Annotated in this window: 21 protein-coding genes, 1 tRNA gene and 1 pseudogene; 10 read left to right on the forward strand and 13 right to left on the reverse strand. The window is 73.6% G+C overall.

Annotation, left to right across the window (positions count from 1 at the left end):
* Positions 1-71: 71 nt before the first annotated feature.
* Positions 72-194, reverse strand: coding sequence for a hypothetical protein (locus FXF52_RS43565; protein WP_255472726.1), 123 nt, complete (start codon positions 192-194; stop codon positions 72-74).
* Positions 195-371: 177 nt separating this feature from the next.
* On the opposite strand from FXF52_RS43565, the gene FXF52_RS35990 reads away from it, so the two are divergent.
* Complete coding sequence (locus FXF52_RS35990) at positions 372-794, forward strand: hypothetical protein (RefSeq protein ID WP_148804116.1); 423 nt, start codon at positions 372-374, stop codon at positions 792-794.
* Between the two features lie 97 nt (positions 795-891).
* Here the strand turns inward: FXF52_RS35990 and FXF52_RS35995 are convergent, their stop codons facing one another.
* Together FXF52_RS35995 and FXF52_RS36000 are read right to left on the reverse strand one after the other, a co-directional pair.
* Positions 892-3,180: an ATP-binding domain-containing protein gene (locus FXF52_RS35995; protein WP_187413919.1), complete on the reverse strand. Its 2,289-nt coding sequence runs from the start codon at positions 3,178-3,180 to the stop codon at positions 892-894.
* Positions 3,181-3,390: 210 nt separating this feature from the next.
* Entirely contained in the window at positions 3,391-4,530 is a 1,140-nt protein-coding gene (locus tag FXF52_RS36000; RefSeq protein ID WP_148804145.1) for a sigma-E factor regulatory protein RseB domain-containing protein, read from the reverse strand.
* Between the two features lie 95 nt (positions 4,531-4,625).
* Here FXF52_RS36000 and FXF52_RS36005 point away from each other — a divergent pair, with 95 nt between their 5' ends.
* A complete protein-coding gene (locus FXF52_RS36005; protein ID WP_148804120.1) occupies positions 4,626-5,282 on the forward strand; it encodes a response regulator transcription factor in 657 nt (218 codons plus the stop codon).
* Positions 5,279-6,751: an ATP-binding protein gene (locus FXF52_RS36010; protein WP_148804122.1), complete on the forward strand. Its 1,473-nt coding sequence runs from the start codon at positions 5,279-5,281 to the stop codon at positions 6,749-6,751. Before FXF52_RS36005 ends, FXF52_RS36010 begins: the two co-directional genes overlap by 4 nt.
* A gap of 19 nt (positions 6,752-6,770) precedes the next feature.
* Here the strand turns inward: FXF52_RS36010 and FXF52_RS36015 are convergent, their stop codons facing one another.
* Positions 6,771-8,312, reverse strand: a complete 1,542-nt coding sequence (locus tag FXF52_RS36015) for a tetratricopeptide repeat protein (RefSeq protein WP_148804124.1) — start codon at positions 8,310-8,312, stop codon at positions 6,771-6,773.
* 57 nt (positions 8,313-8,369) lie between these two features.
* Positions 8,370-8,831 carry a MarR family winged helix-turn-helix transcriptional regulator gene (locus tag FXF52_RS36020; RefSeq protein WP_148804147.1) on the reverse strand — a complete coding sequence of 154 codons (462 nt, stop codon included), beginning with the start codon at positions 8,829-8,831 and terminating at the stop codon, positions 8,370-8,372.
* Between the two features lie 48 nt (positions 8,832-8,879).
* On the opposite strand from FXF52_RS36020, the gene FXF52_RS36025 reads away from it, so the two are divergent.
* Together FXF52_RS36025 and FXF52_RS36030 are read left to right on the forward strand one after the other, a co-directional pair.
* Positions 8,880-9,401, forward strand: a complete 522-nt coding sequence (locus FXF52_RS36025) for a VOC family protein (protein ID WP_148804129.1) — start codon at positions 8,880-8,882, stop codon at positions 9,399-9,401.
* A 25-nt stretch (positions 9,402-9,426) separates the two neighbouring features.
* Positions 9,427-10,323: a hypothetical protein gene (locus FXF52_RS36030; protein ID WP_148804131.1), complete on the forward strand. Its 897-nt coding sequence runs from the start codon at positions 9,427-9,429 to the stop codon at positions 10,321-10,323.
* On the opposite strand, the gene FXF52_RS36035 is transcribed toward FXF52_RS36030, so the two are convergent.
* A complete protein-coding gene (locus FXF52_RS36035; RefSeq protein WP_148804133.1) occupies positions 10,295-10,810 on the reverse strand; it encodes a potassium channel family protein in 516 nt (171 codons plus the stop codon). The two genes, FXF52_RS36030 and FXF52_RS36035, sit on opposite strands and share 29 nt — an antisense overlap.
* Positions 10,811-10,923: 113 nt before the next feature.
* Complete coding sequence (locus tag FXF52_RS36040) at positions 10,924-11,103, reverse strand: DUF4236 domain-containing protein (protein ID WP_148804135.1); 180 nt, start codon at positions 11,101-11,103, stop codon at positions 10,924-10,926.
* 240 nt (positions 11,104-11,343) lie between these two features.
* On the opposite strand from FXF52_RS36040, the gene FXF52_RS44280 reads away from it, so the two are divergent.
* Together FXF52_RS44280 and FXF52_RS36045 are read left to right on the forward strand one after the other, a co-directional pair.
* On the forward strand, positions 11,344-11,421 hold the full coding sequence (locus FXF52_RS44280) for a putative leader peptide (protein WP_349881247.1): 78 nt from the start codon (positions 11,344-11,346) through the stop codon (positions 11,419-11,421).
* Between the two features lie 165 nt (positions 11,422-11,586).
* Positions 11,587-12,144 (forward strand): flavin reductase family protein, encoded by a 558-nt coding sequence (locus FXF52_RS36045; RefSeq protein WP_148804149.1) that lies wholly within the window; start codon positions 11,587-11,589, stop codon positions 12,142-12,144.
* Positions 12,145-12,226: 82 nt separating this feature from the next.
* Here the strand turns inward: FXF52_RS36045 and FXF52_RS36050 are convergent, their stop codons facing one another.
* Both FXF52_RS36050 and FXF52_RS36055 read right to left on the reverse strand, forming a co-directional pair.
* Entirely contained in the window at positions 12,227-12,682 is a 456-nt protein-coding gene (locus tag FXF52_RS36050) for an Rrf2 family transcriptional regulator (RefSeq protein WP_148804137.1), read from the reverse strand.
* Positions 12,683-12,689: 7 nt separating this feature from the next.
* On the reverse strand, positions 12,690-13,604 hold the full coding sequence (locus FXF52_RS36055) for an AraC family transcriptional regulator (RefSeq protein ID WP_148804139.1): 915 nt from the start codon (positions 13,602-13,604) through the stop codon (positions 12,690-12,692).
* A 161-nt stretch (positions 13,605-13,765) separates the two neighbouring features.
* Here FXF52_RS36055 and FXF52_RS36060 point away from each other — a divergent pair, with 161 nt between their 5' ends.
* Positions 13,766-14,542 carry an SDR family oxidoreductase gene (locus FXF52_RS36060; protein ID WP_148804141.1) on the forward strand — a complete coding sequence of 259 codons (777 nt, stop codon included), beginning with the start codon at positions 13,766-13,768 and terminating at the stop codon, positions 14,540-14,542.
* Positions 14,543-14,627: 85 nt separating this feature from the next.
* Here FXF52_RS36060 and FXF52_RS36065 read toward each other — a convergent pair whose 3' ends face one another.
* Positions 14,628-15,059 carry an SsgA family sporulation/cell division regulator gene (locus FXF52_RS36065; protein WP_007457244.1) on the reverse strand — a complete coding sequence of 144 codons (432 nt, stop codon included), beginning with the start codon at positions 15,057-15,059 and terminating at the stop codon, positions 14,628-14,630.
* Between the two features lie 370 nt (positions 15,060-15,429).
* On the opposite strand from FXF52_RS36065, the gene FXF52_RS36070 reads away from it, so the two are divergent.
* Both FXF52_RS36070 and FXF52_RS36075 read left to right on the forward strand, forming a co-directional pair.
* Positions 15,430-15,900, forward strand: a complete 471-nt coding sequence (locus FXF52_RS36070) for a TIGR02611 family protein (protein WP_370518071.1) — start codon at positions 15,430-15,432, stop codon at positions 15,898-15,900.
* 51 nt (positions 15,901-15,951) lie between these two features.
* Positions 15,952-16,023, forward strand: a tRNA-Val gene (locus tag FXF52_RS36075).
* Between the two features lie 77 nt (positions 16,024-16,100).
* Here FXF52_RS36075 and FXF52_RS36080 read toward each other — a convergent pair.
* From FXF52_RS36080 to FXF52_RS36090, 3 genes and pseudogenes are all read right to left on the reverse strand, one after another.
* Positions 16,101-17,320: pseudogene (locus FXF52_RS36080) on the reverse strand (tyrosine-type recombinase/integrase).
* Complete coding sequence (locus FXF52_RS36085; protein ID WP_089007694.1) at positions 17,320-17,517, reverse strand: excisionase family DNA-binding protein; 198 nt, start codon at positions 17,515-17,517, stop codon at positions 17,320-17,322. The pseudogene FXF52_RS36080 and the gene FXF52_RS36085 overlap by 1 nt, the downstream one beginning before the upstream one ends.
* A partial coding sequence (locus FXF52_RS36090) for a replication initiator (protein WP_370518072.1) occupies positions 17,514-17,913 on the reverse strand: 400 nt, incomplete at its 5' end. The genes FXF52_RS36085 and FXF52_RS36090, both read right to left, overlap by 4 nt.

Below are 17,913 nucleotides of genomic sequence, written 5' to 3' on the forward strand. Positions count from 1 at the left end.
CCGTCTCCCGGGGCCCCGGGGGAGGAACCGCCGCCCGGGGGCGGGAGGGCGTCTCCCGGGGCCGGGTCGCATCAGCGCAGGCGTTCGGGGGTGGCCACCGGGATCAGCAGGTTCGGGTCGGCGCTGAGGCCGTCCACGCCGAGGTCGATGACCCGCCGCATCACCGCCGCGTCGTTGGCGGTGTACGGGACCACGCTGAGTCCGTACCGACGTTGCAGGGTCGGGCGTCCGGCCTGTGGCAGTATGCCGGGTTCTGCCGGAGCCAGGCGGGCGACGCTCCGGTGAAGCCGGGCGGACGATGGGGGCGGGGTTTGGACGGCCGGCCGCCGGGCACGCAACAAAGATCCCGAGAACGCTGCGAGGTGGTTCACGTGCGTGAGGACGACATGCGGCAGGAGGCCGCCCGGCGGGCCGAGGACCGGATCGCCGGCGGTGTGTACGGCAAGGGCGCGGTCGACGAGGTCACCGTGCCGCAGACCGATGTGCTGCGGGTGATCCAGGAGGAAGACCCGGACGATCCCGCGCACGTCCCGGTCGACCCGACCGTGCTGCGCGACGGTGGCCCGACCCGCGGTCAGGGCGCGGTCACCACGACCGGGGGCACGGCCGGCCCGGCCAGCGCCCGCCGGCTGGCCCGGCAGCCCGAGCGGCACCGGGGGACGGTGGCCCCGACCACCACGGGCGACGCCACCACGGGCGGCCTGAGCACCCCGGCCGGCGGCTCCACCAGTGACGCGTCCAGCTCCGGCAGTCAGGTCGGCAACTTCACCGACGAACGACCCCACCCAGGCTGACCGGCAGCGTCACCACCCGTCGATCATGAGGTTGGCGGCACTCGTGGAGATCGAGATCGCCGTCAACCTCATGATCAACCGGAGAGTGGTGCGGGTGTCAGGGGGTGCGGAGGATGCCGAGGCGTTGGGTGGCGCGGGTGAGGGCGACGTAGAGGTCGCTGTGGCCGCGCGGTGACTCGGCGATGATCCGCTCCGGCTCCACCACCAGCACCGAGTCGAACTCCAGGCCCTTGGCCTGCTCGGTGGTGAGCACCACCACCCGGTTCGCCAGCTCCGGCTGCTCGCCGACGGCGGCCTCCGGCAGCGCGGCGGTCACCGCGCCGCCCAGCTCCGCCACCCGGCCGGCCGGCACGATCACCCCGAGCCGCCCGTCGGCCAGCCCCACCGCCTCCCGAGCGGTCGCCGCGACCAGCTCCGCGGCGAGCCGATCCGCGTCCACGGTTCGGTCCCACGGCGGCACGCCGCTGGCGCGTACGGAGCGGGGCGGGCGCAGCGCTGGGTCGATCGCGGTGAGCACGTCCGCGGCGACCGCCATGATCTCGGCGGGCGTCCGGTAGCTGACCGTCAGCTCCGTCAACCGCCACCGGTCCGCCACGTACGGGGCCAGTGCCTCCGACCAGGACGGCGTGCCGGCGAGGGCGCCGGTCTGCGCCACGTCCCCGACGATGGTCATCGACCGGCTCGGGCAGCGGCGCATCAGCAGCCGCCACGCCATCGGTGACAGCTCCTGCGCCTCGTCGACGATGATGTGCCCGAACGCCCAGCTCCGGTCGGCGGCGGCCCGCTGCGCGGTGGTCAGCCGGTCGGACTCCTCCTGCCGTTCCAGCAGCCGGTCGGCGTCGATGAGGTCGGTGACGCCGAGGATCTCGCCGCCGTCCGCCTCGTCCTCGACGTCGATCGAGCGGGAACCCCGGGCGATCTCCAGCACGCCCTCGGCGTACTCGCGTTGCAGCGAGCGGATCCGCTCCCGGCGGGCCGCGGCGGCGCGCTCGTCCTCGCCCAGCAGCTCGGCCGCCTCGTCCAGCAGCGGCACGTCGGCCGGCGTCCAGCCACCCGGCTCGCGGTGCAGCATCGCCCGCTCGGCCTCGGTGAGCATCGGCGCGGCGGCGGCGATCCGCTCCGGCGTGGCGTACAGGTCGGCGAGGAGTCGCTGCGGGGTGAGCACCGGCCACAGCTCGTCCAGCGTGGCCCGGACCTCGGGCTCCTCCCGCAGCTCCCGGCGGATCTCGGCGCGGTCGGCCTCGGAGAGCAGGTTTTCCCCGCCGAGCGGGTCGGCGCCGATCCGCTCGGCGACCTGGTCGGCGAGCGCGTGCACGATCTCGATGTCGAACAGCGCCCGGGCCAGGTTGTGGGGCCGGTCGGCGCGGCGGACCCGGTCGCGGGCCTCCCGGACGACGGTCGGGTCGAGGGTCAGGATCTCGCGCTGCGGCAGCTCGATCTCCAGCGGCTCGTCGGGGACCCACTGCCGGTCCCGTACCGCGTTGGCCAGCACCTCGGCCATCACCAGGCGGCCCTTCAGCGCGGCGGTCTCTGCCGGCTCGGTGCGCCGGGCCTGCACGCCGGGGAAGAGGTCGGCCTGGGTACGCAGCAGCACACCCGTCTCGGCCAGCGCGGGGAGCACCTGGGAGATGTAGCGCAGGAAGGTGGCGTTCGGGCCGACCAGCAGCACGCCGCGGGTGGAGAGCTGCTGCCGGTGCGTGTAGAGCAGGTACGCGGCCCGGTGCAGCGCCACCGCGGTCTTGCCGGTGCCGGGCCCGCCCTGCACCACCAGCACCCCCGGCAGGTCGGCGCGGATGATCCGGTCCTGCTCGGCCTGGATGGTCTCGACGATGTCGCGCATCCGCCCGGTACGGCCGGCGTTCAGCGCGGCCAGCAGCGACGCCTCTCCGGTCAGCTCCTCGTGGGCGGTCGGGGAGGCGGCGGCGATGTCCAGCACCTCGTCGTTGAGCGCGGTGACCTTCCGCTCCCGGGTCCGCAGGTGCCGGCGCCGGCGTACGCCCTGCGGGTTGGCGGCGGTGGCGAGGTAGAACGCCCGGGCCGCCGGGGCCCGCCAGTCCATCAGCAGGGGGTCGTAGTCGCCGCTGGTGTCGAAGATGCCGATCCGGCCGATGTAGCGGCGGGAGCCGTCGTCGCCGTCGAGGCGGCCGAAGCAGAGGCCGGCCTCCACCGCGGAGTACTGCTCGACCTGGTCGGCGTACATCCGGACCGTGGAGTCGCGCTGCGAGCGGGCCTGCTGCGTGCCGCCGGTGTTCCGCAGCTCCTCGGTGAGCCGCCGGGCGGCCTGCTCGCGCAGGCCGTCCAGCCGGTCGTAGAGCATCGAGACGTACTCCTGCTCGCGCCCGATCTCGTCGCCCTGATCCAGCTCACCCGATACGTCGGAGTGCATTGACAAGCCGGCTCCTCATTAGCTAAAATCACGTCAGGAATGGCTCAAATGGGCCGTTCCTTTTTGTGTTTGAACTGAGAAAGATACTGCCTGGCCCGCCGCCGGGCCAAGCGAACCCGGCCGCGTCACATCGCGTTTCCTCCGCACACGAATCAGGGGCCCGGCCGGCTTCCGCCGTCCGGACCCCTGATCAGGGTTCGCCCTCCCCGGTCAGCCCTTGGCCGCCTGGTAGAGCCGCTCGGGCGTGACCAGGCCGGCCAGCACCCGGCCGTCGTCGGTGAGCAGCACGCTGAACAGCTTTCCGGTCAGCAGCCGGCCGCTGCCCCAGTCGCCGCTCACCTTCGGCAGCCCGCCCAGCAGCCCGGTGACCGCGTCGGCGCCGGCCGCCGGCCCGCCCTGGCCCGCGCCGCGCGCCGCCGGGTCGGCTGCCCGGCCGCCGGCCAGGCCGGCCGCGTCGAGCTTCGCCACCACCACCGTGGTCCAGCCGGTGCCGACCGTACGCACGTCCGCGCCGTCCGGTCGCCGGTCGCCGTCCGGCCGGTGCTGCCGGCTCGGGCCGGACGCATCCGCCTTCTCCTCGGTGACCGTCACGCCCGGCGGCGGGTTGAACCGGAACTGATCCGTGTCCGGGGTGCGGAAGTCGACCTGGGTGAACGCCACCTCGAACGCCGGCTCGTCGGCGCCGTCGGCGAGCACCTCGAACCGCAGCGGCACGTGCTCCTTCGCGTCCAGCGCGACCCGCACCTGGTGCACGAGCGAGTCCTTGTCGCGTGGGGTCAGCACCAGCTCGTACACGTCCCGCCCGGCGACCCTGGCGGTGCGGCCGACGGTGACCGCGGTGGTCGGGTCGATCGCCGCGAGCGCCTTGTCGGCGGCGTCCGCCGGGGTGGCCGGCGCGGACGGCAGCGTCTTCTCGTCCGCCGGCAGCGTCCGGTGCGACGCCGTGTTGGTCCGGCTGCTCCACGACCACACGTCGCGGCCGTTGCGCAGCAGGTCCCGCTCGCCGAGGGTGTCGACCAGGGCGAGCCGCTGCCGGTCCGGGCCCGCGTACCAGACCCGCACGGTGTGCGTGCCGGTGATTAGGCTGGCCAGCTCGTTGCCGCTGGCCGCGCCGGCCAGGTCGGCGATCGGCGGCAGCCCGAGGTCGGCGCGCTGCACCACGGTGCCGGAGAGCCCGTCCAGGCGGGACGAGCGCAGGTCGTCGAGCAGTTGCGCCGCGGTACGCGGCGGCAGGGCCGGGTCGGCCCCGGCGGCCAACGTGCCGATCGCGGCGCCGCCCCCGACCACGGCGACCCCCGCGGTCACCGGGACCAGCCAGCGCAGCACGGCACGGTTCTTCAGTACGGACATCATGGACACCTCCTGACCGTAATGGTGCAGGACGGTCGCTGTGAGGGCGCTGAGGAGATTACCTAGGGGTGTCACCCGGGTGGCACCCTTGGACCGTGCGGTTGCTGGTGGTGGAGGACGAGACGCGGCTTGCGTCCGCGCTGCGCCGGGGGCTCCAGGCGGAGGGTTTCGCGGTGGACGTCGAGTCCACCGGCTCGGCCGGGCTGGACGCCGCCCGGCACGGCGGCTACGACGCGATGATCCTCGACGTGATGCTGCCCGGCCTGTCCGGGTACGAGGTGGTGCGCCGGTTGCGGGCCGAGGAGCACTGGTTGCCGGTGCTCATGCTCTCGGCCAAGGACGGCGAGTACGACCAGGCCGACGGGCTGGACTGCGGGGCGGACGACTACCTCACCAAGCCGTTCTCGTACGTGGTGCTGCTGGCCCGGCTGCGGGCGCTGCTGCGCCGCGGCGCGCCGGAGCGCCCGACCGTGCTCACGGTCGGTGACCTGCGCCTGGACCCGGCGCGGCGGCGGGTGACCCGGGCCGACGCCGAGGTCGCCCTGACCACCCGCGAGTACGCCCTGCTCGACTATCTGATGCGCCGCCCCGGCCAGGTGGTCTCCAAGACCGAGCTGCTGGACCACGTCTGGGACGCCAGCCTCGACACGGCCCCGAACGCCGTCGAGGTCTATGTCGGCTACCTGCGCCGCAAGATCGGCCGCGAGCGCCTGGAGACCGTCCGCGGCGCCGGCTACCGGCTCGCCACATGACCGCCCCGCGCCGGTGGCTGCCCAGCCTCGGCCTGCGGGCCCGGCTGCTGGTGATCGGGGTGGCCGGGCTGAGTGTCGGGCTGGCCCTCGGCGGGATGGTGCTGCTCGGCGCGCTCGGCTGGACACTGCAGCGCACGGTCGACGCCGAGGCGTTCCGGACCGCGGACGCGGTGGCGCTGCTCGGCGCCTCCGCCGCCCTGCCCGACCCGCTGCCGGTCGCCGGCGGGCAGCTCCGGGTGCAGGTGGTGGACGGGCAGGGCCGGGTCCGCGCCGCTTCCATCGACGCCGACCGGCTGGTCCCGATGCTCCGCCCCGACCAGCTCCACGCCGGGCAGCGCCAGCGCCTCGTTGTGGACGGCCGGCGGGTCGGGCTCACCGGCCCGGTACGGGTGGTGACCGTGCCGGCGGGCACCTCGGCCGACCCGCTCACCGTGCTGGTCGCCAAGTCGATGACCGACGTCCGGCACAGTCTGCACGTCGTACGGACCCTGCTGCTGGTGGGCTTCCCGCTGCTGGTGGCCGGGCTCGCCGTGGTCGCCTGGCGGGTGATCGGCGCGACGCTGCGCCCGGTCGAGGCGTTGCGCCGCGGCGCCGCCGAGATCACCGGCCGGGCCGGGCCCGGGCGGCTGCCCGTACCGGCCGCCCGGGACGAGATCCAGCGGCTGGCGGTCACCCTCAACGACATGCTGGACCGGCTGGAGGCGGCCCGGGCCCGGCAGCGGGCCTTCGTCGCCGACGCCGCGCACGAGCTGCGCAGTCCGCTGGCCAACATGCGCACCGAGCTGGAGGTGGCCCGCCGGCTGGGCAGCGGGACGGACTGGCCGGCGGTGGCGGAGGACCTGCTCGCCGACACCGACCGGCTGAGCCGGCTGGTCGACGACCTGTTGCTGCTGGCCCGGGTCGACGAGCAGGCCACCCGGCGGGACGGGTCCCCGACGCGGATCGTGGGCCCGGTGGAACTGGGCGAGCTGCTGGGCACGGTCGCCGACCGCTACCCCTCCCCGCCGGTACGCCTGGCGCCGCCGCCCGGGCCGTTCTGGACCGAGGGCGACCCGGGGGAGCTGCGCCGGGTGCTGGCGAACCTGGTGGACAACGCGCTGCGGCACGCCCGCGGCGAGGTGCGGCTCGACGTCACCGGACCGCACCCCGACCCGCCGGTGCCGGGGCAGCGCGGGGCCGGGCCGGGGCAACGGGCGTACCACCTGGTGACCGTGACCGACGACGGACCCGGCATCCCGGCGGCGGACCGGGAGCGGGTCTTCGCCCGGTTCACCCGCCTGGACGACGCCCGGGCGCGCGACGCCGGCGGCGCCGGACTGGGCCTGGCCATCGTGCGCGAACTGGTCCGCCGGGCGGGCGGCAGCGTCGACCTCGCCGATGCCGGGCCGGCGGACCCGGCGACCGACGCCGGGCCGGGGCTGCGGGTGACGGTGCGCCTGCCGGCGTTGCTCGACCCGGAGGCGGACTGACCGACCTGCCCGTGCGGGGTCAGCCGCGGTGGGTGCAGACCGAGGGGGCCCGGGCCACCGTGTCGGTGGACCACACCAGCGCGACGGTGAAGCAGTAGTCGGTGCTGCGGCTGAGCCCGTAGGCGATGTAGCTGTCGGTGCCGGCGGGCAGTTCGACGAAGGTGTGCTGCGGCTGCCCCGTGCGGCCCCCGGCGACCACCACCGGCCCCTCCGCCCCGGCCGGGTACGTCCAGCTCAGCAGGATGCTGTCCCGCCGGTCAGTCAGCCGCAACTGCTGTGGCGGGGTGCCGGGGGAGGCGGCGGGCGCGGCGTTCGGCGTACCGGAGGGGGTGCCGCCGGACGGGGCGCGGCCGGTGGTGGGGGAGGGGCCCGGCGTCTCCCGCGACCGGTCCATCCGGGACACGCCCGCGACCACCGCGATCGTGCCGAGCAGCAGCACCACGATCACCCCGGCCACCACCAGCGGCAGCCACGGGATGTTCCGGCCCTCGGGGGCGGGCGGCTGCGGCACGTGCACCGGCAGGTGGCGCGACGGCGCCTCCGGTTCCGTGGCCCGGGGCACCCGGCGTACGCCCTCGGGTTCTTCGTCGGTCAGCCCCACCACGGTCGGGGGCAGCGCGCTCTCCCCGGGCCGCCAGGGCTCCTCGGCCGGCTGGTCCGGCGGCCACGGGTAGCCGTCGAACGGCTCGTCGGCGGCCTCGGGTGGCGTCCGGGGGGTCGGCACGCTCGGGCGCCCGCCCTCGGTGCGGTCCGGCGGGTGGTAGAGCGGCGGCTCGGGCAGGGCCGGCTCGGGCGGCCCCTCGGCGGGCGGGGGGACCCGGGCGGCCGGCACGACCGGCGGCGTCCCGGCGGGCGGTTCCGGTTCGGCGCAGACGTGCTCCGGGTCGGCGGCGGCCTGGGCCAGCCCGGCCACCTGCGCGGCGAGCGGGTCGTCGGCGGGCAGGTGCTGGAGGCACAGCTCCTCGGCGAGCGCCAGGTGCTCGTGGGACTCGGCGTACCGGCCGCAGTCGCGTTCCATCGCGCCGAGCTTGGCCAGCATCTTGATGCTGCTGGGGTGGGCGTCGCCGTACACCTCGCGGTGCAGCTCCCAGGCGTCCTGCAGCCGGTCGCGGGCGACGTCGCACTGGCCGCGCGCGTATTCCACGGTGGCCAGGTCGGCGTGGGCGGCCAGCACCCGCTGCGACTCCGGCCCGTTGCGGGCGGTCAGCTCGATGATGACCTCGGAGTAGAGCCGGGCGGCACGTGCCTCGCTGCCCACCCGGTGCAGCACGGCGGCCAGGGTGGCGGCGGCGGTGACGGTGCGCTCGTCGGAGCGGCCGTACAGCCGGGTGGCCGCCGCGTACGCGAAGGCGGCCCAGCCCCGCGCCGAGTGTGGCTCGCCGAGCGCGATCAGCACCCGGGCCTGCAGGCCGGCGGCCTCGGCCAGCTCCGGGGAGGCGTTGGCGGGACGCGGATCGGCGTCGGTCAGCGCGTCGGCGAGCAGCCGCTGGGCACCGGCGAGGTCGCCTTCGGACACCAGGTGGTGGGCCTGGACAGTCAGGTCAGCGAAGCCGGAGGTCACGCCCCATCGTGCTCATCCGGCGACGGTAAGTACAAGTCCCGAAGTGGATCAGTTTGGTCAGGATTCGGTCAGGTGGTCGGCCAGGGTTTCGCTGATCCGCCGCAGTTGGTCGACCTGCCCGGGGCTCAACGCGTCGAACAGGTGCCGGCGTACTCCCTCGACGTGGCCGGGCGCGGCGGCGGCGAGGGTGGCGAAGCCGGCGTCGGTGAGGACGGCGATCTGTCCGCGCCGGTCGGTGGGGCACTCCTCGCGGCGGATCCAGCCGGCCGCCTCCAGCCGGGTGGCGGCGTGGGAGAGCCGGCTGCGGGAGGAGCCGGTGGCGTCGGCCAGTTCGCTCATCCGCAGCCGCCGGTCGGGGGCCTCGGAGAGGCGGACGAGGATCTCGTAGTACGCGTGCGGCATGCCCGCGTCGCGTTGCAGTTCGCGGTCGAGGGTGTCCATCAGCGCCCGGGAGGCGGTGAGGAAGGCGCGCCAGGTCCGTTGCTCGTCGGGGTCCAGCCACCGGGTCATGATGAGCATCATACCGCGACCGTTGAACGCTCAACCAATTCGCGCTACCGTCGGGTCATGGGAATCCACCGCCTCAACCACGCCGTCCTCTACGTCCGTGACCTCGATCGCAGCGTCGCCTTCTACCGCGACGTGCTGGGCTTCCGCCCGGTCCCGATGACCCCGGACGGCTTCCGCGGCGCCGCCTTCCTCCAGGCGCCCGACTCCACCAACGACCACGACCTCGGCCTGTTCGAGATCGGCGCGGCCGCCGGCCCGTCGCCCGCCGGCCGGGCCACCGTCGGCCTCTACCACCTGGCCTGGGAGCTCGACACCCTGGACGAGCTGGCCGCCACCGCCGAGCGGCTGGCCGCGGCCGACGCCCTGGTCGGTGCCTCCGACCACGGCACCACCAAGAGCCTCTACGGCCGGGACCCGGACGGGCTGGAGTTCGAGATCGTCTGGATCGTCCCCGCCGACCTGCTCGACGAGGGCGCCCTCGCCGCCCGCAAGCGGATCGGCCGGCTCGACCTCGACCGGGAGCGGCAGCGCTACGGCGGCCAGACCCGCGGTGGGGTCGGCATCTCCATCCCGGCCTGAGCCGTCCATGCGGTAGAACGGCAGGATGTCGATCGACGTCGTCCTGCGCGAACTGCTCGTCCGGCAGCTCGACCACTGGCTGCCGACCGCGCTGCACCGCTCCCGGCGGGCCACCCTCGCCCTCGCGTACGCCGGCGGCGACACCAGCGGCGCGGCGGAGGCGCTGCGGGTGGTCGCCGAGTTCGCCGACCGGCTGCGCGGCCGGCGGCTGACCGTGCTGGTGCTCGCCGACGGCGGCGCGGAGCTGCCGGCCCGGCTCGGCGCGGCCGAGGCGGCCCTGCCGGCCGACGTGGCCGTGCACGTGGTGCCCGGGCATCCGGACCGGCTGCCGGTGGCGCTCAAGGCCGCCGGCGCGGCGCGCGCCCCGCTGCTGACCGTGGTCGACGGCGGCGACCCCGACCCGGCCGTGCTGGCCGCCGCCGCGTCCGGCCGCCCGGCCGAGCTGCTCCTGATCACCACGCCGGGCCGGCCCCTGCGGCCGGCGCTGACCGCGGCCGGGTTCCCGCTGGTCACCGAGGTGGAACTGGTGCCCGCCGACGACACGCCGGCCCGGCTGCTCGGCTACGCCACCGCCTCCGACCGGAGCCTGGAGGCGGTGAAGGACGCGCTCTGGGCGGTCGACGAGTACGCCGGGGTGCGCTACCGCGACCCGGCCGACCCGGCGGGGCGGCTGCTCGACATCACCCTCGAACCCGAGCCGGGCCCGCTGCGCCGCGAACTGCTCGCCGAACTCACCCGCTCCGGCCCGCGTACGGTGACCGAGCTGCGCCGCTTCGCGGCCACCTCGACGGTCTACCGGGCCGCCGACGCGAACCGGGCACTGGCCTCGCTGCTCACCACGGGGGCGGTGACCCGGCAGCCCGAACACGGCCGGCTCGGCGGCGACGTGCTGGTCACCGCTTCGGCTGGCGCAGCTGGGTGAGCTGCCGGACCACGATGGACGCCCCGGTGGCGATCACGCCGATGCTGAACAGCATCTGGACGCAGACCACCACCCGGGCGACCTGGCCCTGCGCGTGCACGTCCCCGTAGCCGATGGTGGTCAGCGTGGTGAGCGCGAAGTAGAGCGCGTCCACCCGGGTCGACAGGCCGGAGAACTGGCGGGGCGCGTTGGCCGCGATGATGTAGTCGGCCAGGGCGAAGACGAGCAGGCCGGCGACCAGGCCGACGACGAGCTGGGCCAGCGTACGGGCCTGCGGGCCGCCGGCCGGGGTGGTGAGCTGCCGGCGCACCTGGCGGGTGACCAGGGTGGCGACGGTGCCCACCACCAGCAGGGTGCCCGCCGCGCGCAGCGCCAGCCGGGCCGGGTTCGGGTCGGGAGCCAGCGGCACGAGGAAGTACGCGACCACCAGCAGCAGGCAGGCGAGCAGCGCCCGCAGTCTTTCCCGCCGATAGGCCCCGTCCGTCATGCCGCGATTCTCCGCCGCGACGGCGGCCGGTTCCTCGGAACGAACGCAAAAAGGCGCCCGGACGCCGGGCGGGGTGCCGGTGGCTCACCGGCACCCCGCTCGACCTCGGGGCGTCACGCCCGCGACTTGTCCTGCTTCCACGACAGCGGCCCCGGCAGGTCCACCCGGTGTGCCCGGGTACGCGAGTTCCAGGACCATCGGCCGATCTTGATGCTCCACGAGGAGAAGCCGTTCTCGGTGAAGTTGAGGATCAGCGGGCCGAACTTCTGCCGTTTGCGGAACACGATGCCCATCGTTGGCTCCCTCCATCCCTGCCTCTGCGGGCTGGAACATGCCCGGATCGGCGGTTTGTGAAACCGGCCCGGATCCGCACTGGACGGTAGGGCTCCCGCCCGCCAAAATCTCTATCCAAGCGGTAGGTGTTACGGAGTGGTAAATGCTGGTGGAGGCTGCATCTGGCGATGTAGGCGACGTGGGTCTCACTGTGTGGAAGGGCGTTGACCGGCCCGGAGAACGGTCGGCAACATGAGGTCATGTCGCAGCGGGACGAGCTTCTGCTCACCGCTCGCGTGCACGTCGACCTGGTCCGGCACGCGAGCGCGCTCTGTTGAGCTGACCCCGTTCCTCCGGTTCCGCTTGCCGTCGCATCTCAGCCACCTCCCGTCGCCGGCGCACCGTGACCCGACCTGGTCAAGGTGCTGCCCAGTAACGACCCCTTTGATCGGGGTACGCAAGCCCAAGACCAGGCCCTCGCCGACGAACTGGAGGCGCTGATCGTGACCACCGTGGACCGGCCCGGCGCCGTCGAGCTACGCCCCGTCGACCAGGACTCGCTCCGTGCCCTGCTGCGCCGGCAGGCGTCCACGCTCACCGTGGTCACCGCGCCCGGCCTGTCCGCCGGCCGGCACCTGCCGTCGCTGCCGCCCGCCGGTTTCACCGCCACCTCGTTCACCTCGGTGTCAACGGATCCGCCGCTGGTGTCGTTCCGCCTCGGCCGGGAATCGTCGAGGTGGCCCACCATGGCCCGCGCCGAGCACCTGGCCGTGCACCTGCTCGCCGCCGAGCAGCAGGAGGCCGCCCGGATCCTCGCCGCCGGCGGCATCGACCGGTTCGCCGCCCACCCCGGCTGGGACACCGGCCCGTTCGGGGTGCCGCTGATCGGCGACGCCCTCGCCGTGCTGCTCTGCACGGTGGTCCGCCGGATCGAGGCCGGCGATCACACCATCGTGCTCGGCGCGCCCCTGGCCTTCGGCGCCGGACCGGACGGCGACCCGCTGCCGCACCACCGCGGCGGCTGCACCACCGCGTACGGGCCGTGGCCGTCCCCGTGGTGACCGCACCCGCCCACATGGTCGCGAACAGATCCGCGGAAAGAGCGACCCGCCGAGGCCGCGAAGAGCCACCCGCGGGCGCCGGTCAGCGGGGTTCCCAGGCGTCGGGGCGGGCGATCAGCTTGCGGACGTGGTTGGGCAGCTTGCCGCTGGCCATCTCGGCCAGGCTCACCTCGTCGACGACCTGCCGCACGGCGGCGCGGACGGCCACCCAGAGCCGGGGCAGGTTCTCCGCCGCGCCCTCGTAGCGGGTCTCCTCGGGGCGCAGCCCGCGTACCCCCGCAAGCGGGCCGTCGACGGCGCGCAGCACCTGCCCGATGGTGACGTCCCGCGGCGGCCGGGCCAGGGTGTAGCCGCCCTCGGCGCCGCGCTGGGCGCGCACGATGCCGGCCCGGCGCAGGTCGGCCAGGACGGCTTCGAGGAACTTGCGGGGCATGTCCTGTTCGGCCGCGATGGCCTGGGTGGACAGCAGGGTGGGGTACGCGGTGGCCAGACTCAGTGCGGCCCGGACCGCGTAGTCGCCGCGCGCGGAGATCTGCACGCTGCCATCATGCCCGGTTTGCGCGGGCGGGGGAGTCGGCGGGCGGGCGGGGACGCACCATCCGGACGGGCAGCGGCCGCTCCCGGGCGGCCCGGAACGCGCCGGGACTCACCCCGACCTCGCGGGTGAAGAAGCGGCCGAAGTTGGTCGGCTCGGGGAAGCCGAGCCGACGCCCGATCCGGGCGATCGGCTCGTCGGTGGCCGCGAGCAGCCGGCTGGCCTGCAACGCCACCCGCTCGTCGATCACCTGCTTGGCGCTACGGCCGGTCACCGCCAGGCAGGCCCGGGTGAGGGTACGCACGGAGCAGCCGAGCTGGGCCGCATAGTCCTCCACCCGGCGGGTGTGCCGGTAGCCGCGCTCCACCTCCCGGCAGAGCCGGTGGAAGGTCGCCGTCTCCGCCCGGGGCGGCTGCCGCTCCGCCCCGGCGGGCAGCAGGCTCAGCCGCAGCAGCAGCACCGCGAGCTGGTGGCGGAGCAGCGCGGCGGCGGCGGGCACCCCGGCGTGCCGTTCGGCGTCCACCGCCAGCTGGGTCACCTCGCTGATCACCGCGTCCTCGTCCTCCCCGGCGAGCTGCCGGTAGGCCGGCACCGCGTCCGGGTCGACGTCGAGGCCGCCCAGTGTCCCGGCGCCCCAGCACACCACCGTGGCGTCGAGGTGCGGGCCGAGGCAACGCAGCACCTGGCCGGAGCGGACGTGCAGCAAAGTGCCGGGCCGGCAGGGCAGGGCCCGGAAGTCCAGCTCGGCCGTGCCGTGACCGCTGTTGACCAGGATCAGCAGATCCGTGTCCAGCAGGACCGGGCGGGGCCAGCCGGACCCGGGCGCGAGGTCGGCGAGAGGCCCGGTGCGGATGTCGTCGGTTGCGTACCCGGAGGCGGACAGGTCGGTCCGGGTTGCCGAGGAGAGCTGACCGGTAGTGACCATCGTCCCCGACGTTAACCCCGCCCGGCGCACCTTGCACCTCGGCGGTTTCACCCGACCGGGCGGGTCTTGTCGCCGGGAAGGCGGGGCGGTTAGGTTACCGATCGGTAGCGCCTGGGTCGACGGACGACCCCGCGGCCCCGCCGACTCGCGATGGGATGGGCATGACGGATCTGTTCTCGGTCGAAGGCAAGACGGTCCTGGTCACCGGCGGTTCCCGAGGGATCGGGCTGATGATCGCCCGAGGCTTCGTCGAGGCCGGCGCGAAGGTCATCATCTCCTCGCGCAAGGCCGACGTCTGCGAGACCGTGGCCAGGGAACTGTCCGCCGCCGGGCAGTGCGAGGCGATCCCCGCCGACCTGAGCCACGACGAGGGCGCGCTGGGGCTGGCCGCCGCCGTGCGGGAGCGCACCGACCGACTCGACGTGCTGGTCAACAACGCCGGCGCGACCTGGGGCGCGCCGCTGGAGGCGTACCCGGAGAGCGCCTTCGACAAGCTCTGGGCGGTCAACGTCAAGGCCGTCTTCCGGCTCACCACCGCGCTGCTGCCGGCGCTGCGCGCGGCAGCCAGCGCCGACGACCCCGCCCGGGTGATCAACATCGGGTCGATCGACGGCCTCCGCGTGCCCTGGATGGAGGTGTACGCCTACTCGGCGACCAAGGCAGCCGTGCACATGCTCACCCGCAGCCTCGCCCACCAGCTCGCCGGCGAGCAGATCACCGTCAACGCGATCGCCCCGGGGCCGTTCGAGAGCAAGATGATGGCCTTCGCCCTGGACGACCCGGCCTCCCGGGCAGCGATCGAGCAGCAGGTGCCGCTGGGCCGGATCGGCCGCCCCGAGGACATGGCGGGCACCGCCATCTACCTGTCGTCGCGCGCCGGCGCGTACCTCACCGGCGCGGTTATCCCGGTCGACGGCGGAATCACCACCCACGGCTGAATCGGGCAGGCCGGACGGCGTACCCGAATGGGGACGGACGGGGCCGCGCGGACTCGGCAGATCCGCGCGGCCCCGGCGTGCGTCGTCAGCGGCCGGCGAGCAGCCGGTTGACCGCCGTATCGACGTCCAGGTGCTCGGCCTCACGGCCGCGCGGGACGACGACGTAGGTCCGGCGCAGGAAGCGCACGAGGACGCTGCGTGGGACCTCGAACAGGGCGTTGCCGTCCGGGGACGACAGCGCGAGCGCGACGAAGTCGCCGCGTGGCGTGGCCCACGGCCAGACCCGAACGTCGCCGATGCCGGCCGGCTCGTCGAGCCCGGTGACCAGCAGTTCGCGAGCGAACGACCAGCTCACCGCCTCGCCGCCGGCAGATTCGGCGTGGAACAGGACATGGACCGCATACGGGTCAGCAGGGTCGTAACGCAAGCTGGCACGCACCGGCAAGGCGGTGGCGTCAGGCGCGACGAGCCTTAGCGACGTCTCGACCTCTACGGTCGTCGGTCGGATGACACTCATGGACGTTCTCCCCCCGGCACCGCTGCGGAACGCGCGTGTCCCGCTTTTCCCATACTCAGCCGCTACTCCTGGCTACGCTCCGCCATACGCTGACTTCACCCAGTGGTGGGAAGGGGGTCGGAAACGCCTCCGAGAATGTGAAAATTCTTGTAGGATTCCCTCTTCTGCCCAGTCCGTCGTCCCGCCCGGCAACGGGTGGTTCAGTCGTCGACTTACTCCGGTAACGTCCAGTCCTCAGCAGGGGTGACGGTCGCGCGCGACACTGGGGGTGGAAATGGTCACGAAGGGTTCCTCGGTGGAGCCGAGGACCACGGCCGACCCGCCGAAAGGAGCGGCCCGAGCAGCCGAAAGGCGGGGGTACGAGGTGCCAGTGGAGGGCGGTCCGCGGCGTACCGGCGACGCCCCCGGCGGCGGTGCCGGCAGCGCTGTCGCCGAGCGGCGCCGCAGCGGCTGGCGGACCCGGGTGCACACCACCCTCGACCTGATCCGCGCCAACCCCACCGGTCGGATCACCCTCAAGGTCTTCATCGCGATCGTCGGCGCGATCATCGTCACCGTCGGTATCGCCCTGATCCCGCTGCCTGGCCCCGGCTGGCTGCTGGTGATCGCCGGTCTGGGCGTCTGGGCCGTCGAGTTCCACTGGGCCCGCCAGCTGCTCGCCTTCACTCGACGCAACGTGCAGGCCTGGACACGTTGGGCGACCAGCCAGTCGCTGCCGGTGCGGTTCGTGCTCGGCGCCGTCGGGCTGGTGTTCGTGAGCGTGGTGGTGTGGCTGTCGCTCAAGTACAGCCTCGGCATCGACCTGGTCGCCCGGGCCCTGCACTACCTCGCGACGCACTGACCCCCGGGTTTTTGGTCCGCACTGTCGATCAGGTAGAGTCATCGGCGCTGAGGGCGATTAGCTCAGCGGGAGAGCGCTTCGTTCACACCGAAGAGGTCACTGGTTCGATCCCAGTATCGCCCACGCAGGTCAAAGGCCACTTCCCGGGTTCGGGAGGTGGCCTTTCTGCTTGCGTACAGCAGCTTTGTACAGCAGTCCCGTCAGCGGCCGAGTGAGTCACCGAGGCGTTTGAGAGCGTCTCTGGTCGCCTTCGTCGATACCTGTGTGAGATCTCCATCGTCACGGAGAAGCGGGCGTGCCGGAGGACCTGCATGGCGACTCTCGGGTGGACGTCGAGGTCGGCCAGGAGCGTGGCGCAGGTACGGCGGGCGTCGTGGACGGTGATCGGCTTGACCTTGGCCTTCTCGCACCGGGTCTGCCAGGAGCGTTGGAAGTTGCGCGGCTCGATTGGCGTGCCATAGCGGGTGGTGAATAGGAGGCCGGTTTCGTGCCACGCGTTGCCGGCGGCTGCTCGTGCCTCGTCATGTTGTTCTTGCCTGATCTTGAGAGCGGTCAGGCAGATGCCGGGTAGGGGGAGTGTGGCGTCGGACGCCTGGGTCTTGGTGTCGCGGTGGAGGAGTTGCCCGCGTACGCGTTGGAGTTGGCGGCCGACGGTCAGCTCTCCGGCGTCGAGGTCGACGTCCTCCCAGGTGAGGCCGAGGGCTTCGCCCTTGCGTAGTCCGGTGACGAGGACCAGGGCGTAGGCGGCGTAGAGCAGGTCCTCGTCGGCGCGGGCAGATTCAAGGAACTTCCGCGCCTCATCGCTCGACCATGACTTGCCCCGGCGGCGGCGGACCGTGGCGAGGGTGACCGGCACGGCCGGGTTCTTGGTGATGAGGTCTTCGGCCTGGGCGTGGGTGAGCGCGGCCCGCAGTGCGGCTCGGATGTCGCTGACCGTGCGGGTTGACGGGACGGCCTGGCAGCAGCGACCAACCGCGCAGCAGCGACGCTTCTCCTTCCGGCGTGCGGCGTCCTTGCCCTGGGCGCAGCACTGGCAGGTCCGGGCCACCTGGTTGATCCACGTCTGAACGTCCCGCGACTGGAGCCGGTCGAGTCGCTTCGCCCCGAGGCCGGGGGCGATGTAGCGGCGGACGAACGTCTCGTAGGTCGCGTAGGTCAACGGTGCCCGGTTTGGCTGGATGATCTCGGTCAGCCAGTAGGTCAGGAAGCTGCCGACCGTGGGGACGCTGGTCGCCACCGGCCCCTGCTTCGCCTGCTGGTGCAGCTTGATCCACTTGTCGTGGACGGCCTCGCGAGTCTTGCCGTAGACGTACTTGCGGGTGCGCTTGCCGTCGGGCTTGGTGACCCAGACGTACGCGGCGAAGCCGTTGCGGTACGGGAAGATCGATCCTTCGCCGTTAGCTCGTGCGTGGGCGGGCATCAAGCGGCCTCCTGGCGTTCGACCTGTTCGCGGATGTAGTCGTCGACCCACTCGGGGAGGATGCGGCGGTACTTGCCGTCCTTGATGGAGCGCAGCTCGCCGGTGGCGATCTTCATCTTGACCTTGGAGATGCCGAAGCCGAGCAGCACGGCGACCTCGGCGGGGGAGTACCAGCGCGGGGTGAGGTCGTGGCTCATGCGGCGGCCCCGGCGAGCCAGGCTTCGTGGGCGAGTTCTTCCCGGCCGACGCGCCTGCTCTCACGTCGCTGCCGGGCGGCGGTGTTGGCCAGCAGTGCGTCACCATCGGTGAGCCAGCCGGACCCGATGTAGGTGAGGGTGCCGACGGTGAGCGTGTCGGCCGGGTCATCGTCCTCGGTGCGGCGGTAGGTGGCGCGGGTGTCGCGGAGCTGGCCGAAGGTGACGGAGTAGCGGCGGGCTTTGGTGAGGAAGTGGCCGCCGAAGCCGAGCATGTGCGCCCAGCGGCGCAGCCCGGCGTAGGGGCACGGTTTGGTGTCAAGGCTGTCTTGACGGTCGTCGGCGGTTGCGGCGCCGCTGCTGGTATCGGTGGGGGGGGGGCGGCCGGGGGGCCAGCAG

This window comes from Micromonospora sp. MP36 (assembly GCF_008119785.1).
Taxonomy (GTDB): Bacteria; Actinomycetota; Actinomycetes; order Mycobacteriales; family Micromonosporaceae; genus Micromonospora.

Coding starts and splice junctions, on each gene's coding strand:
- FXF52_RS36020 (WP_148804147.1), bottom strand. CDS start 8,831: ATGCTCATCATGACCCGGTGGCTGGACCCCGACGAGCAACGGACCTGG.
- FXF52_RS36055 (WP_148804139.1), bottom strand. CDS start 13,604: ATGGTCACTACCGGTCAGCTCTCCTCGGCAACCCGGACCGACCTGTCC.
- FXF52_RS35995 (WP_187413919.1), bottom strand. CDS start 3,180: ATGCACTCCGACGTATCGGGTGAGCTGGATCAGGGCGACGAGATCGGG.
- FXF52_RS44280 (WP_349881247.1), top strand. CDS start 11,344: ATGTCGCAGCGGGACGAGCTTCTGCTCACCGCTCGCGTGCACGTCGAC.
- FXF52_RS36025 (WP_148804129.1), top strand. CDS start 8,880: ATGGGAATCCACCGCCTCAACCACGCCGTCCTCTACGTCCGTGACCTC.
- FXF52_RS36060 (WP_148804141.1), top strand. CDS start 13,766: ATGACGGATCTGTTCTCGGTCGAAGGCAAGACGGTCCTGGTCACCGGC.
- FXF52_RS36030 (WP_148804131.1), top strand. CDS start 9,427: ATGTCGATCGACGTCGTCCTGCGCGAACTGCTCGTCCGGCAGCTCGAC.
- FXF52_RS36065 (WP_007457244.1), bottom strand. CDS start 15,059: ATGAGTGTCATCCGACCGACGACCGTAGAGGTCGAGACGTCGCTAAGG.
- FXF52_RS36035 (WP_148804133.1), bottom strand. CDS start 10,810: ATGACGGACGGGGCCTATCGGCGGGAAAGACTGCGGGCGCTGCTCGCC.
- FXF52_RS36040 (WP_148804135.1), bottom strand. CDS start 11,103: ATGGGCATCGTGTTCCGCAAACGGCAGAAGTTCGGCCCGCTGATCCTC.
- FXF52_RS36000 (WP_148804145.1), bottom strand. CDS start 4,530: ATGTCCGTACTGAAGAACCGTGCCGTGCTGCGCTGGCTGGTCCCGGTG.
- FXF52_RS36085 (WP_089007694.1), bottom strand. CDS start 17,517: ATGAGCCACGACCTCACCCCGCGCTGGTACTCCCCCGCCGAGGTCGCC.
- FXF52_RS36010 (WP_148804122.1), top strand. CDS start 5,279: ATGACCGCCCCGCGCCGGTGGCTGCCCAGCCTCGGCCTGCGGGCCCGG.